Raw genomic sequence first — 14257 nt, 5'->3', positions numbered from 1 at the left:
TGCCGCCGGGGTGCATGCGTATAGCCGGCCGATAAACCGGGCGGCCAAGCCGCGTGCGGGCCGTTCGACGCCACGCTCGGGGTGATTAGCAGGATGCGGAATACGGGGTTCAAGTCGTTGCTGGTCGCGGCCGGGCTCGCGCTCGCCGGTACGGCGTCCGCGCAGGCGCCCGCCGATCCCGCGCCCGTCAAGCCGATCTCGGCGACCGCGCCCGCCGCTCCGCAGGGCGTTCCGGGCGCCGTCAACACCGCGCCGACATCGGCGGCCGCCGCGCCGACCGCCGCTCCCGCCTCGCCGCTGCTGGCGATGGACGGCGCGCCCCCGATGACGGTCCAGCCGGGCATCGGCCAGCCGACGGATGGTCTGATGCGCCTCCAGCCGCAGGTGACGCTGACGGGGCGGCGCGCGCACCACATGCACGACGCCTATCTGCTGCCGACCATCTTCGCCGTGTGCGCGCTGGTGCTCGTGCTGCTGGTCGTCGTGGTGATCCGCTTCCGCGCCGCCGCCAACCCCATCCCCTCGCGCACGTCGCACAACACGGTGCTGGAGGTGGCCTGGACGCTGCTGCCGGTGCTGGCGCTGGTGCTGATCGCGGTGCCGTCGATCGGGCTCCTGCAGGCGCAGTTCAAGCCCGCGCCCGCTAACGCCGTGACGCTGAAGGCGATCGGCAACCAGTGGTATTGGTCGTACCAATATCCGGACCATGGCGGCTTCGAGATCACCGCCAACATGCTCAAGGAGCAGAGCCAGGTCGGCAAGGGCGAGCGCGCGCGGACGGATGCGGACGGGCCGCGGCTGCTCGCGTCCGACAATCGCGTGGTGCTGCCGGTCGGCGTGCCGATCCGGTTGATCACGACCGCGAACGACGTGATCCACAGCTGGGCGGTGCCCGCTTTCTGGATCAAGCTGGACGCGGTTCCCGGTCGTCTGAACGAGACGAGCTTCACCATCGATCGGCCGGGCCTCTATTTCGGCCAATGTTCGGAATTGTGCGGCGCGCGTCATGCCTTCATGCCGATCGCCGTCGAGGCGGTGCCGCCCGCGACCTTCGCGGCCTGGGTGCGCGCCAAGGGCGGCACGATGCCGGGCGGCGGCCCCGCCGGCGTGACGACCACGCAAGCCTCGGACAAGGTGATCCCGCAGCCGGGCGCAGCGGGCAACGGCCCGGCCAAGCCGGCCGAGTTCGCCACTCCGCCTGCCGGGCCCAATCCCACCACCGTCACCGGCACCACCGGCCTCAACACGCGCGCGACCGGCAACCCGGCCGGCAGCGGCAACGCGGGACAGTAAGATGACCGATACCGCCCTTTCACCCCTCGCGTTCGAGGCGCACCAGACGCACGACCATGCGGATGCCCACGCCGATCACAAGCCGGGCTTCTTCGCGCGCTGGTTCATGTCCACGAACCACAAGGACATCGGTACGCTATACCTGATCTTCGCGATCGTCGCGGGGATCATCGGCGGTTCGATCTCCGGCATGATGCGCGCCGAGCTTGCGCATCCGGGCATCCAGTACCTGCAGGGTTGGGCCTCGATGCTCAACGGCGGTCAGGCGAGCCTCGACCAGTCGCTCCACCTGTGGAACGTGCTTATCACCGCGCACGGCCTCATCATGGTGTTCTTCATGGTGATGCCGGCGATGATCGGCGGGTTCGGCAACTGGTTCGTTCCGATCATGATCGGCGCACCCGACATGGCGTTCCCGCGGATGAACAACGTGTCGTTCTGGCTGCTGATCCCCGCCTTCACGCTGTTGCTTGCCTCGCCCTTCTTCGGCGGCGCGGGCAACGGCTGGACGTTGTACGCGCCGCTGTCGACCTATGGCGAGCCGGGGCCGTCGACCGACATGGCGATCCTCGCGCTCCACCTCGCGGGCGCCTCGTCGATCCTGGGCGCGATCAACTTCATCACCACCATCTTCAACATGCGCGCGCCGGGCATGACGCTGCACAAGATGCCGCTGTTCGTCTGGTCGGTGCTGGTGACGGCGTTCCTGCTGCTGTTGGCGCTTCCGGTGCTCGCCGCTGCGATCACCATGCTGCTGACCGATCGCAACTTCGGCACCACCTTCTTCGATCCGGCGGGCGGCGGCGATCCGATCCTGTACCAGCATCTGTTTTGGTTCTTCGGCCATCCCGAAGTCTACATCATGATCCTGCCGGGCTTCGGCATCGTCAGCCAGATCATCTCGACGTTCAGCCGCAAGCCCGTGTTCGGCTATCTCGGCATGGCCTATGCCATGGTCGCGATCGGTGTGGTCGGCTTCGTCGTGTGGGCGCACCACATGTTCACGACCGGGCTCAGCGTGAACACCAAGATGTACTTCACCGCGGCGACGATGGTGATCGCGGTCCCGACTGGCATCAAGATCTTCTCGTGGATCGCGACGATGTGGGGCGGCTCGCTGGCCTTCAAGACGCCGATGGTGTGGGCGATCGGCTTCATCTTCATGTTCACCGTCGGCGGCGTGACGGGCGTGGTGCTCGCCAATGGCGGCATCGACGATTACATGCAGGACACCTATTACGTCGTCGCGCACTTCCATTACGTGCTGTCGCTGGGCGCCGTGTTCTCGCTGTTCGCGGGCTTCTACTACTGGTTCCCGAAGATGTCGGGCAAGATGTACAACGAGTTTCTTGGCCAGGCGCATTTCTGGGTGTTCTTCGTCGGCGTGAACGTGATGTTCTTTCCGATGCACTTCTTGGGCTTGCAGGGCATGCCGCGTCGTATCCCGGACTATACTGGCCAGTATGAGCATTGGAACACGGTGGCGTCGGTCGGTTACATGATCATGGCCGCCGGCATGGTGATCTTCTTCGTCAACCTGATCTGGTCGCTGATCGCGGGCAAGAAGGCTGGCGACAATCCCTGGGGCGAGGGCGCCACGACGCTTGAGTGGACGCTGTCCAGCCCGCCGCCATACCACCAGTTCGAGACGCTGCCGCTGATCGACTAAAGTGGCGGCGTCCGTCGACACGAATGGAACGCCTCGGGGAACCCGAGGCGTTTTCGTGCGCGGTTGGGCCAATTCGCGACTAAACGTGGTGCTTGCGTTGTTCTCGTTGCAACAGCACCTCAGGCCTCACAGACGTCGACGTCGACTGTTGTTAAACCGACCAACGATTGGACAGTTGTGTCGGATCCGATCGAACGGGGATGCATGATTTCGCGAGACGTCATGGTGCAGGCTCATCCAGTCACGATTACGCTGGGTCTGGCTTTGAACGGCTCCGTCTCCGGCAATGTATCCTTCACGCAGGACAGGACGCCCGATCCTGCGCAAGGCTTAGTACTATTGACTCAGCTACCGAATGGCGGCTTGAAAGTGGTAGCGACAGCCCTTCCTGGTGCTGGCGAAAGCCGGGTGACCGTCAACTTTATCATGGACTGGAATACCCAGCGCTCGTTTCTGGCAGGCCTGCCCAATACGACTGCTTTCCGAGTCGAGAACAAGACGCGTGCTTACGTGGCGACCGTCGGCGCGCAACGGCTCTCGTCGGCATCGATCGCACCGGACATCCGGTCGACTGCCGCGTGCTGGTGAGCGCCAGACGAACCAATCTCGACGCGGCCTTGTGCCGCGCATTGTTACGGCACGCGAAGTATGATGCCGCGACGGGTGAGGACCCTGCGACGAGGTACATCGTCGTCGGCGTGGTGTGGGGCTTCTGATCGCGCGATTTGCGACCGGTATTGCTTTTGCCGGGACTAGGACGTGCCTATATGCCGTTCAGCCCATGACCCCCGCTTTCGCCGCTCCCCTTCCCGCCGACTGGCGCGACTTCCTCGCCCTGACGAAACCGCGCGTTATGACGCTCGTGGTGTTCACCGGCCTGTGCGGCATGTTGGCGGCGCCCGAGCGGATCGATCCGGTGCTGGGTTTCACGGCGATCCTGTGTATCGCGCTCGGCGCTGGTGCGGCCGGTGCGCTCAACCAGTGGTACGAATCTGACATCGACGCGATCATGCGCCGCACCGCGAAGCGTCCCTTGCCGGATGGCCGGATGGAGCGTCCCGCCGCGCTCCAGTTCGGCGTCGGCCTTGCCGCCTTTTCGGTCATCCTGATGGGGCTTGCTGTAAATATCGCAGCCGCCACGATCCTAGCCATCTCCATCCTCTTCTACGTGCTGATCTACACCGTATGGCTCAAGCGCCGGACGCCGCAGAACATCGTGATCGGCGGCGCGGCGGGGGCGTTTCCACCGCTGATCGGCTGGGCCGCCGCGGCCGGGCACGTGGCGCCTCTGCCGCTCCTCCTCTTCGCCTTCGTGTTCCTGTGGACGCCGCCGCATTTCTGGGCGCTCGCGCTGTTCATCAAGTCCGATTATGCCGCCGCCGGTGTGCCGATGCTGCCGGTGGTGGCCGGCACGCGAGCGACGCGGCACCAGATCGGTTTCTACACCGTGCTGATGACGGTGGTGGCGATCGCGCCATGGGCGCTGGGACTGACGGGGGCGCTCTATGGCTGGGCATCGCTGGCGATGACCGCCGTGTTCGCCGGCATGGCCGCGCAGGTTGCTCTGCGCTCGCCGGGCGCCGATGACGCGTTGAAGCCCGAGAAGCGGCTGTTCGCCTATTCTATCCTGTATCTCTTCATGATGTTCGGCGCGCTGGTCGTCGACCGGTGGGTGGCATGACCGACGGACGCGATCCCTCCCCTTGGCAGTCGGTCCAGTCCGGCTCCAACGACGAAGCGGTCCGTAAGCGCCAGCGTGGGCGGGCGATCGTCATGGGCCTGTTGTTGGGTGCGCTGGTCGTGCTGATCTTCTTTGTCTCCATCGCCAAGATCAAGGCGGGTGTGAAGTGACCCGGAACATGACCGGCACCGGGCGAACGGCGATGCTCGCGGTGCTCGCCATCTGCTTCATGACCGGCCTCGCCTGGGCGAGCGTACCGCTCTATCGCCTGTTCTGCCAGGCGACGGGGTTGAACGGCACCACCAACCGCGGTCTGCGCGCACCCGGTGCGACCGGCAGCGCGATGACGGTCTCCTTCGACACCAACGTCACGCCGGGCATGCCATGGCGCTTCCGGCCGGAGGCTCCGGCTGACAAGGTCGACGTCGGCGCGCGCGACATGGCGTTCTTCCTCGCGACCAACACGTCCAACCATACGATCACCGGCACCGCGACCTATAATGTCACACCGGAAGAGGTCGGCAAATATTTTACCAAGATCCAGTGTTTCTGCTTCACGCAGCAGACGCTGGCGCCGGGCGAGACCGCGCGCATGCCGGTGATCTTCTACGTCGATCCCAAGATCCTGACCGATCCCGACACGCGCGACGTGCAGAACATCACTTTGTCCTATACCTTCTTCCCAGTGGATGCGGGCAAGGCGGCGGCGCGGGCGGCCAAGGACGGCTGACGCGCTAACCCCTTTGACGGCGCGCCAAACCGCATTAGAGCAGGCGCAAGATCGAACAGGGAAGACGCGATGGCGGCCGGCGCGAAGAACCACGATTACCATATCCTACCGCCCAGCATCTGGCCGATCTTCGGCTCGATGTCCGCGCTCATCATGGCGGGCGGCGGTGTCGCGTGGATGCACGGCGGCCATGTCGGCCAGCCCAACGGCGGCGGCTGGGCGTTCCTGATCGGCCTCGGCGGCGTGCTGTTCACCATGTATTCCTGGTGGGCGCAGGTCATCAAGGAAGGGCATCACGGCGATCATACGCCGGTCGTCCAGCTCCATTTCCGCTATGGCATGATCCTGTTCATCGCTTCCGAAGTCATGTTCTTCGTCGGCTGGTTCTGGGCGTTCTTCGACTTCTCGCTGTTCCCGTCCGCGATCGGCTTCGTCGACGGCGCGGTGGTCCACGCACAAGAAGGCGCGGCCGCGCTCGCCGCCACCTGGCCGCCCAAGGGGCTGGAGGTGCTCGACCCGTTCAAGTTCCCGCTGCTCAACACGATGATCCTACTGACCAGCGGCACCACCGTCACCTGGGCGCACCATGCGCTGATCCACGGTCAGCGCGGCGGCGTGAAGAAGGGCCTGTGGGGCTTGATCGGCGTCGGCGACCGCGACGGCGTGCTCAAGGGATTGTGGCTGACGATCGTGCTGGGCGCGATCTTCTCGTCGATCCAGGCGCTCGAATATTCGGATGCCCCCTTCCCCTACAAGGGCCTGAACTATGGCGCGTCGTTCTTCATGGCGACGGGCTTCCACGGGTTCCACGTGCTGATCGGCACGATCTTCCTGATCGTGTGTCTGGTGCGCGCCTACAAGGGCGACTTCACGCCGCGGCAGCATTTCGGGTTCGAGGCGGCCGCCTGGTACTGGCATTTCGTCGACGTCGTGTGGCTGTTCCTGTTCGTGGTGATCTACGTCTGGGGCGGCTGGGGCGCGCCGATCCACGTCGGCTGAGGCCGTGGCGGGCGGCCGCCTCGGCCGCAGCCCCTTCCCGAGATCATGGGACCCAAGCCGATGAGCGAGAGCGTCCCTCCTCTAATCCCCGACGTCCCGCCGCCAGTGGTGGCACCCGTACCGCTGTTCGTCGCGGGTACGCGTGGGCTCTGCCCGCGGTGCGGCAAGCCAACCGTCTATGCCGGGCTCATCAAGTTCGCCGATCGCTGCTCCGCCTGTGGGCTGGACTTCACGGAGATCAACGTCGACGACGGGCCGGCGGCGTTCCTGACGCTCATCATCGGCGCGGTCGTCGTCGGCGCCGCCGTGGTGCTGCAGGTCTCCTATGACCCGCCCGTCTGGCTGCAGATGTTGATCTGGGTCCCGGTCACCGCCGCTGCCGTGGTCGCGTGCCTGCGCGTCGCGAAGGGCGTGCTGCTGACGGTCGAGTACCGCCAGGCGGCGCATCAGGGCAAGATCAAGTCGTGAGGCGTATTCCGCTCGTGCCCACGATCCTGGTCGCGCTCGCCATCGCGGTGATGATCTGGCTGGGGCTGTGGCAGTTGCTCGACCGGCTGCCCGCCAAACAGGCCTATCTCACCCAACTTGCCGCCAACCCCGCCAAGCCGCCGATCGCCTTCCCGCGCTTCCCCGACGACGCGCTGCTGTTCCGACGGGCGAGCGGCTTCTGCCTGCGGCCGACGGCGATCACGCTGACGGGGGCGGGCGCGTCGGGCTTCCGTGCGATCGCGCAGTGCAGCACCGGCGCGGAGGGCCCGGGCATGATCGTGCAGCTTGGCACCACCACCGATCCGATGCGCCACGTGCGCTGGGCGGGCGGGCCAGTGACGGGCACGATCAGCCACGCGCCGAGCGCTACGCCACTGATCGCCGGGCTGGCGGGCCGGGTACCCGAGCGGCTGATGCTGGTCGCCGACCAGCCGGTGGACGGCCTTACCGCCAATGGCCGGCCCAGCCTCGATGCGATACCCAACAACCACCTCGCCTATGCCGGCCAGTGGTTCTTCTTCGCAGGCGTAGCGGCGATCGTCTACGCGCTGGCGCTGCGCCAGCGGTGGCGGAGCCGGCCACCGATCGCGGTGGCGACAGCGGCCGCGGTTGCCGCTCCCGCCCCCCGCCGCTAACCGCCGCCCATGCGCTACGTCAGCACCCGCGGGACCGCCCCGGTCCTCGACTTCGAAGGCGCGACGCTTGCGGGACTCGCGTCAGATGGCGGGCTGTACCTGCCCGAGACATGGCCGACGCTGGACCGCGAGCAGATCGCCGCCTTGGCGGGCTTGTCGTACGTCGACACCGCCGTCGCCGTCATGCACCCGTTCATGGGCGACGCGCTCACCCGCGAGGAGCTGCGCGATCTCTGCACCCGCGCCTATGCCACGTTCGGGCATGATGCCGTTACCCCGCTGGTTCAGCTCGACGGGCGGCACTGGCTGCTCGAGCTGTTCCACGGGCCGACGCTGGCGTTCAAGGACGTGGCGCTGCAACTGCTCGGGCTGTTGTTCGAGCGGTTCCTGATCGGCGGGGACAAGCATCTGACGGTCATCGGCGCGACGTCGGGCGACACGGGATCGGCGGCGATCGACGCGCTCGCCGGGCGGATCGGCGTCGAGATCTTCATGCTCCACCCCGCCGGCCGCGTATCGGAAGTGCAGCGGCGGCAGATGACGAGCGTGCTCGCGCCCAACGTCTTCAACATCGCGCTCGACAGCGCGAGTTTCGACGACGCGCAGGCGCTGGTGAAGGCGATGTTCGCCGACTCGGGCTTCTCGGCGCGGTTCCGGCTGTCGGCGGTGAACTCGATCAACTGGGCGCGGCTGATGGCGCAGGTGGTGTATTATTTCTACGCCGCCATCCGGCTCGGCGCGCCCGATCGGCCGGTCGCGTTCAGCGTGCCGACCGGCAATTTCGGCGACGTGTTTGCCGGCCACGTCGCGGCGCGGATGGGGTTGCCGATCGCGAAACTGCTGGTCGCCACCAACGTCAACGACATCCTCCACCGGGCGCTGTCGACGGGTGACTATGCGCGGGGGGCTGTGATGCCGACCGCGACGCCGTCGATGGACATCCAGGTCTCGTCCAATTTCGAGCGGCTGCTGTTCGACGTCGGCGGGCGCGACGGGCAGGCGCTGGCGGCGCAGATGGGAGGCTTCGACGCGACGCGGGCGATGCGGCTGACCAACGCGCAGCGGGCGGGCGCGGCGGCGCTGTTCGCGAGCGAGCGGGTGGACGAGGAGGCGATGGCCGAGACGATGCGCTGGGCCGATACGCGGACCGGCGAGCAGATCGACCCGCACACCGCGATCGGCCTGGCCGCCGCGCGGCGGCTGGCGGACGCCGACCTGCATGAGGGCGTGCCGGTCGTCACGCTCGCCACTGCGCACCCGGCCAAGTTCCCCGACGCCGTCGAGGCGGCGACCGGCATCCGCCCCGCTCTTCCCCCGCGCCTCGCCGACCTGTTCGACCGGACGGAGCGCTGCGACACGCTGCCCGCGACGCTCGCCGCCGTCACCGGCTACATCGCCGAGCGAGCGACGCCGCTTCCCCGATGAGGCTGGAGACGCTCGTCGGCGAGCCCTGGCCCGACTACGGCCTCGTCGACTCCGGCCATGGCCGCAAGCTGGAGCGCTACGGCCCGCACCGCTTCATCCGCCCGGAGCCGCAGGCCATGTGGGCGCCGTCCGCTCCGGACTGGCAGGCGGACGGCGAGTTCGTGCCCGGTGCCGACGACGAGGGCGGCGGGCGCTGGGAGTTCAATAGGGGGCGTTACGCCCGTCCCTTGCCGCCGACCGGCTGGCCGCTGGCGTGGCGTGACGTACGGTTCACTGCGCAGACCACGCCGTTCCGGCACCTGGGCTTCTTTCCCGACATGGCGCCGGTGTGGGACTGGGCACGCGGAGCGCTGGCGGGGACCGAGCAGCCCGATTGCCTCAACCTGTTCGGCTACACCGGGGTCGGCAGCCTGGCGCTCGCCGCCGCCGGCGCTCGGGTGGCGCATGTCGACGCGTCCAAGAAGTCGGTCGAGGTCGCGCGCGCCAACGCGCGGGCATCGGGGCTGGACGATCGCCCGATCCGATGGCTGGTGGACGACGCCGCCAAGTTCGTCGCGCGCGAGGGCCGGCGCGGGCGGCGGTACGACGGCATCCTACTCGATCCGCCCAAATACGGCCGCGGCCCCGAAGGCGAGGTGTGGCGGCTGGAGGAGGACCTAGCGCCGCTGATCGCCGGCTGCCGCCGGCTGCTCGACGCCGAGTCGCGCTTCCTGTTCCTGACCGTGTACGCAGTGCGGATGAGCGCGATCGCGATCGGCGAACTGGTGCGGCAGGCGTTCGCTGACCTGCCGGGCACGGTCGAGGCGGGGGAACTGGGGGTGCGGGAAGAAGCGCGCGGACTGGTGCTGCCGACCGCGATCTGGGCGCGGTGGCGGCGGTGAACAGTCAGTCGATGGTCGCAGCGGCGCCGCCAGACAGCGGCATTGGGTGGTTAGGATTAGGCGCAGCCGGTTGATCGGTTTCGCCGATGTCATCCCTTGGTGGCTTCTTGGTCCGCTTCACCAATGAGTTCAGCAACGCCTGCGACTGCTGCCAAGCAGGGAAACGAGTGATCTTACGGGCAGACCGCTTTGTGTTGAGCGGATCATGGCGAGGGATCGTACGCATGAGCAATTAGGTACGCCCGTTTATTCTGGTACGCTACCGTTCAACTCATCCCCGCCCGCATCGCCGCGCCCGCCACGAAGGGCGCGCCGGCCAGCAGCAGCAGGCTGGTCGCCGCCAGCAACTTGAACGCCCCAACCCCGCCCGCCGGATCAAGGCCCCCGGCCCCGAAGATCAGCAGCGGGATCGCGAGCGGGAGCATCACCAGCCCCGCGACCGCTCCCGCTCCCCTCACTCCCGCGACGAGCGCGGCGGTCGCCACCGCCAGCGCGGCGAGGCCCGGCGTGCCGAGCGCCAGCCCCGCCTCCACCCGCACCAGCGTCTCCGCGGAAAGCCCGAGCAGCCCGGCGGCGATCACGCTCGCGGCCATTAGCGGGGGCCCAAAGCCGAGCCAGTGCGCCGCCGTCTTCGCCGCCGCGACCGCCACCATCGGGTGGCCGCGCGCTGCGAGCTGATCGAGCACGCCCGCCTCCAGGTCCGGCGCCACCAGCCGCTCGACCGGCAGGAGGGCCGCGAGCAGCGCCGCCGTCCAGATCACCCCGCCGCCGGTGCGCGCGAGCAACGCGGTGTCCGGCCCGACCGCGAAGGGGAACAACGCGGCGGCGAGCAGGAAGAACGCCACGACCAGCGTCACGCCGCCGCCCGCGTAGGCGCGGCGGGTGTCGCGGAGGATGAGGGGGATCATGGGCTTTCCCCGTTCGGAGCCCGATCAACACCCCTATCCCGTTCATGCTGAGCTTGTCGAAGCACTGTCCTTTCTACCGGAGAAGAAGGCAGCCCTTCGACAAGCTCAGGGTAGACGGAAGTTGAGAATGGGTTGCGCGCGTGATCCCCCAGCCGCACCGCCACTGCCCTCGGCACCGCGATCGGCTGATGCGTCGCGACCATCACCGCGCCGCCGTCCGCGCGGTGCGTCGCGATCAGCGTCTCCAGCCGCGCCAGCGAGCCTGTGTCCAGCCCGTTGGCAGGCTCGTCCAGCAGCCACAGCGCCGCGCGCGACGCCACCACCCGCGCCAGCGCCGCCCGCCGCCGCTGCCCCGCCGACAGCAGCCGCACGGGCACGCTCGCGAGCGGCGTCAGCGCGACCGCCGCGAGCGCGTCGGCAACCCGCGCCTCGACGTCGCCGATCCCGTCCATCCGCGCCCAGAACCGCAACGCCGCCGCCAGCGTCGCCTCGCCGTCCAGCGCCGCCTGCTCCGCCAGCAACGCGCGAGTGCCCGTCGCTTCCACCAGCCCCGCATCGGCGCGCAGCAGCCCCGCCGCGAGACGCAGCAGGCTCGACTTGCCGACGCCGTTGGGTCCCGTCACCAGCGCCGCCTCGCCCGGCCGCAGCGTCAGCGACAGGCCGGCGAACAACATCCGCCCGCCGCGCGCCAGCGTCACCTCGGTCAGCCGAAGGATCGGGCCTTGCTCCACCATCGCCCGCCGCCCTACGCTGCGCCCACGCAACGGAGCAAGGAACCTGGATGAAGATCAAGCCGCTGAGCGAGGCCGAGCGCGCCGAGGCCCTGGATGGCCTGCCCGACTGGGATTACGATGAGGGCCGCGACGCGATCACGCGCACCGCGGTGTTCGCGGACTTCGCCGAGGCGTTCGGCTTCATGGCGCGCGTCGCGCTGGTGGCGGAAAAGGCGGACCACCACCCGGAATGGCGCAACGTCTGGAACCGGGTCGACATCCTGCTGACGACGCACGACGCGGGCGGGCTGAGCCCGCGGGACATCGAGCTGGCCGAGGCGATCGACGCGATCCTGGGGGACTGATCCTCGATGGCGGTATCTTCCGGTTCGGCGTCCGGCCCTCCCGTCGCGTTCGAGCGGCTCGCCAAACGCTATCCGGACGGGACGACGGCGGTGGACGACGTGTCGGCGGTGCTGGCCGCGGGCAGCTTCACCGCGCTGGTCGGCGCGTCGGGATCGGGCAAGTCGACGCTGCTGCAATGCGTCAACCGGCTGGTGGAGCCGACCGACGGGCGGGTCCTGATCGACGGCCGGGACGTGCGCGACGGGCCGGCCGAGGCGGTGCGGCGGCGGATCGGCTATGTGTTCCAGGACACCGGGCTGTTCCCGCACCTGACCGTCGCCGAGAACGTCGCGATCGGCTGGCGGATCGCCGGCACGCACGACCGGGAAGAGACCGCCGCGCGGGTGGCCGAGATGCTGGACCTCGTCGACCTGCCCCGCACGATGGCGGCGCGGCTGCCGGAGGCGCTATCGGGCGGACAACGCCAGCGCATCGGCGTCGCGCGCGCGCTGTTCACCGCGCCCGGTCTGATGCTGATGGACGAGGCGTTCGGTGCACTCGATCCCGTCACCCGCGATGCGCTCGGCCGCACAATGCGCGGCTTGCACGACCGGCTCGGGCTGACGACCATCCTGGTGACGCACGACATGGCGGAGGCGCTGCTGCTCGCGGACCGGGTGCTAGTGATGGCGCGCGGCCGGATCGTCGGCGATGCGAGCCCGGCGGCGCTGCTGCGCGGTGAGGGCGGTAGCGAGGCGCAGGCGCTGGTCGCGGTGCCGCGCGAACAGGCCGAGCGGCTGGCGAGGATGACCCGGGAGCCGGCGGCGTGAGCGGCGGCGTGGATGGCGCTTGGGCCCGCGTTCCCGCACTTGCCGGCCAGCACCTGCTGCTCGCCGCCGCCGCGATGGCGCTGGGCCTTGCGATCAGCCTGCCGCTCGGGCTGTGGTCCGCGCGCCGCCGCAGCGTGGGGCGGGCGGCGTTGGGGTTCGCGAGCCTGGTGCAGACGATCCCGAGTCTCGCGCTGCTCGCGCTATTCTATCCGGCGCTGTTGTGGCTATCGGGGCTGGTCGGGGGCGGCATTCCGGCGCTCGGCTTCCTGCCCGCGCTGATCGCGCTGACGCTGTATTCGCTGCTGCCGATCCTGCGCAATACGGTGACGGGGCTGTCGGGGCTCGATCCGGCGGTGATACGCGCCGCGGACGGCGTCGGAATGACCGGCTGGCAGAAGCTGAAGTGGGTGGAGGCGCCGCTCGCGCTGCCGACGGTGATGGCTGGCATCCGCACCGCCGCGGTGTGGACGATCGGCGCGGCGACGCTGTCCACCACGGTGGGCCAGCCGAGCCTGGGCGACCTGATCTTCGCCGGATTGCAGACGGAGAACTGGCCGCTGGTGCTCGCCGGCTGCCTCGCCGCCGCCGGGCTGGCGCTGGGCGTGGACGCGCTGCTGGGACTGGCGGAATGGGGCGCGCGGAGCCGGCGGCGGTGGCCGATCGTCGTGTCGCTCGCGCTGCTCGCCGCGGCGCTGATCGCGGCCGCCGCGCCGCTGCTGGGCGCTCGGCAGCACACCATTGTGGTGGGCGCGAAGAACTTCTCCGAGCAGTTCGTCCTCGCGCGCCTCATCGGCCACCGGCTGGAGCGCGCCGGCTACCGCGTCGAGTATCGCGACGGGCTCGGGTCGGCGGTGGTGTTCGGCGCGCTCGCGGGCGGCAGTGTCGACGTCTATGTCGATTATGCGGGGACGATCTGGGCCAACCAGATGCACCGGCAGGACACGCCGCCCCACGCCGCGCAGGACGCCGCGATCGCGCGCTGGATGCGGGCCAGCCATCATGTGCGGATGCTCGGCATCCTGGGGTTCGAGAATGCCTATGCCTTCGCGATGCGGCCCCAGAATGGACAGGCGGGCAGCGGCATCGCGAGCCTCGACGCGCTGGTCCCCGCCGCGCCGCGGCTCGCGCTGGGGGCGGACCTCGAGTTCCTCGAACGGCCCGAATGGACGGCGGTGCGGCGTGCCTATCCGCTGCGGTTCGCCTCGACGACGCCCTACAGCCCGACGTTCATGTACCGCGCGCTGGAGAGCGGGCGGGCAGACGTCATCAGCGCCTTTTCGTCCGACGGCCGGATCGCCGCGGACCACCTGACCGTGCTGACCGACCCGCGCGGCGCGCTGCCGGGCTATGACGCGATGTTGCTGGTGGGACCGGCGCACGCCGGGGACGCGCGGTTCACGGCCGCGCTGGCGCCGCTGGTCGGGCGGATACCCGTGGCCGCGATGCGGGAGGCGAACTACCGGGTGGACCGCGATGCCGACAAGCAGACGCCGGACGAGGCCGCGCGGTGGCTGGAGAAGAGGGTGGGGCTGGACCGTTAGCTCTGGGCCAATCCGCTACTCGCGCCGTTCGTGCTGAGCCTGTCGAAGCCTGTCCTGAGCGCCTGCCCTGGCAGGCAGTCGAAGGGCACCTGTTCCGCACGATACCTGTCCTTCGACA

At 68.9% G+C, this 14257-nt stretch carries 17 protein-coding genes; 15 read left to right on the top strand and 2 right to left on the bottom strand.

Features of this window, described 5'->3' with window-relative positions; all coding sequences use genetic code 11:
* The first annotated feature begins 93 nt into the window (after positions 1–93).
* The 12 genes from coxB to ACFE65_RS07060 all read left to right on the top strand — a co-directional run bounded on the left by coxB (position 94) and on the right by ACFE65_RS07060 (position 9802).
* Complete coding sequence (gene coxB, locus ACFE65_RS07115) at positions 94–1293, top strand: cytochrome c oxidase subunit II (protein WP_375381653.1); 1200 nt, start codon at positions 94–96, stop codon at positions 1291–1293.
* Between the two features lies 1 nt (position 1294).
* The gene (gene ctaD / locus ACFE65_RS07110; protein WP_375381652.1) at positions 1295–2962 is read left to right on the top strand and encodes a cytochrome c oxidase subunit I; all 1668 of its coding nucleotides are present in this window, start codon (positions 1295–1297) and stop codon (positions 2960–2962) included.
* A gap of 204 nt (positions 2963–3166) precedes the next feature.
* Positions 3167–3550, top strand: coding sequence for a hypothetical protein (locus ACFE65_RS07105; protein WP_375381651.1), 384 nt, complete (start codon positions 3167–3169; stop codon positions 3548–3550).
* On the top strand, positions 3547–3678 hold the full coding sequence (locus ACFE65_RS07100) for a hypothetical protein (RefSeq protein WP_375381650.1): 132 nt from the start codon (positions 3547–3549) through the stop codon (positions 3676–3678). Before ACFE65_RS07105 ends, ACFE65_RS07100 begins: the two co-directional genes overlap by 4 nt.
* 65 nt (positions 3679–3743) lie before the next feature.
* A complete protein-coding gene (locus tag ACFE65_RS07095) occupies positions 3744–4643 on the top strand; it encodes a heme o synthase (protein WP_375381649.1) in 900 nt (299 codons plus the stop codon).
* On the top strand, positions 4640–4813 hold the full coding sequence (locus tag ACFE65_RS07090; RefSeq protein ID WP_375381648.1) for a hypothetical protein: 174 nt from the start codon (positions 4640–4642) through the stop codon (positions 4811–4813). The genes ACFE65_RS07095 and ACFE65_RS07090 overlap by 4 nt, the downstream gene beginning before the upstream one ends.
* An 8-nt stretch (positions 4814–4821) precedes the next feature.
* Positions 4822–5373: a cytochrome c oxidase assembly protein gene (locus ACFE65_RS07085; protein ID WP_375381717.1), complete on the top strand. Its 552-nt coding sequence runs from the start codon at positions 4822–4824 to the stop codon at positions 5371–5373.
* Between the two features lie 69 nt (positions 5374–5442).
* Positions 5443–6372 (top strand): cytochrome c oxidase subunit 3, encoded by a 930-nt coding sequence (locus tag ACFE65_RS07080; RefSeq protein ID WP_375381647.1) that lies wholly within the window; start codon positions 5443–5445, stop codon positions 6370–6372.
* A gap of 60 nt (positions 6373–6432) precedes the next feature.
* On the top strand, positions 6433–6840 hold the full coding sequence (locus ACFE65_RS07075; protein ID WP_375381646.1) for a DUF983 domain-containing protein: 408 nt from the start codon (positions 6433–6435) through the stop codon (positions 6838–6840).
* Positions 6837–7496 carry an SURF1 family cytochrome oxidase biogenesis protein gene (locus ACFE65_RS07070; RefSeq protein ID WP_375381645.1) on the top strand — a complete coding sequence of 220 codons (660 nt, stop codon included), beginning with the start codon at positions 6837–6839 and terminating at the stop codon, positions 7494–7496. The genes ACFE65_RS07075 and ACFE65_RS07070 overlap by 4 nt, the downstream gene beginning before the upstream one ends.
* Positions 7497–7505: 9 nt before the next feature.
* On the top strand, positions 7506–8921 hold the full coding sequence (gene thrC / locus ACFE65_RS07065) for a threonine synthase (protein ID WP_375381644.1): 1416 nt from the start codon (positions 7506–7508) through the stop codon (positions 8919–8921).
* Entirely contained in the window at positions 8918–9802 is an 885-nt protein-coding gene (locus tag ACFE65_RS07060) for a class I SAM-dependent methyltransferase (RefSeq protein WP_375381643.1), read from the top strand. Before thrC ends, ACFE65_RS07060 begins: the two co-directional genes overlap by 4 nt.
* A 266-nt stretch (positions 9803–10068) precedes the next feature.
* Here the strand turns inward: ACFE65_RS07060 and ACFE65_RS07055 are convergent, their stop codons facing one another.
* Complete coding sequence (locus ACFE65_RS07055) at positions 10069–10710, bottom strand: heme exporter protein CcmB (RefSeq protein ID WP_375381642.1); 642 nt, start codon at positions 10708–10710, stop codon at positions 10069–10071.
* A complete protein-coding gene (gene ccmA, locus ACFE65_RS07050; RefSeq protein WP_375381641.1) occupies positions 10707–11444 on the bottom strand; it encodes a heme ABC exporter ATP-binding protein CcmA in 738 nt (245 codons plus the stop codon). The genes ACFE65_RS07055 and ccmA overlap by 4 nt, the downstream gene beginning before the upstream one ends.
* A gap of 47 nt (positions 11445–11491) precedes the next feature.
* Between ccmA and ACFE65_RS07045 the strand changes: the two genes are divergently transcribed.
* Genes ACFE65_RS07045 through ACFE65_RS07035 form a run of 3 tightly spaced genes read left to right on the top strand, consistent with a single transcriptional unit; the run spans position 11492 to position 14139 of the window.
* Positions 11492–11788: a 4a-hydroxytetrahydrobiopterin dehydratase gene (locus ACFE65_RS07045; RefSeq protein ID WP_375381640.1), complete on the top strand. Its 297-nt coding sequence runs from the start codon at positions 11492–11494 to the stop codon at positions 11786–11788.
* Positions 11789–11794: 6 nt separating this feature from the next.
* The gene (locus ACFE65_RS07040) at positions 11795–12598 is read left to right on the top strand and encodes an ATP-binding cassette domain-containing protein (RefSeq protein ID WP_375381639.1); all 804 of its coding nucleotides are present in this window, start codon (positions 11795–11797) and stop codon (positions 12596–12598) included.
* Positions 12595–14139 (top strand): ABC transporter permease/substrate-binding protein, encoded by a 1545-nt coding sequence (locus tag ACFE65_RS07035; RefSeq protein WP_375381638.1) that lies wholly within the window; start codon positions 12595–12597, stop codon positions 14137–14139. The genes ACFE65_RS07040 and ACFE65_RS07035 overlap by 4 nt, the downstream gene beginning before the upstream one ends.
* Positions 14140–14257: the final 118 nt, after the last annotated feature.

The sequence above is a fragment of the uncultured Sphingomonas sp. genome, from assembly GCF_964237335.1.
Lineage (GTDB): Bacteria > Pseudomonadota > Alphaproteobacteria > Sphingomonadales > Sphingomonadaceae > Sphingomonas.
The sequence above is the reverse complement of the archived record's forward strand: the minus strand, read 5'-3'. Positions and strand labels throughout refer to the sequence as shown.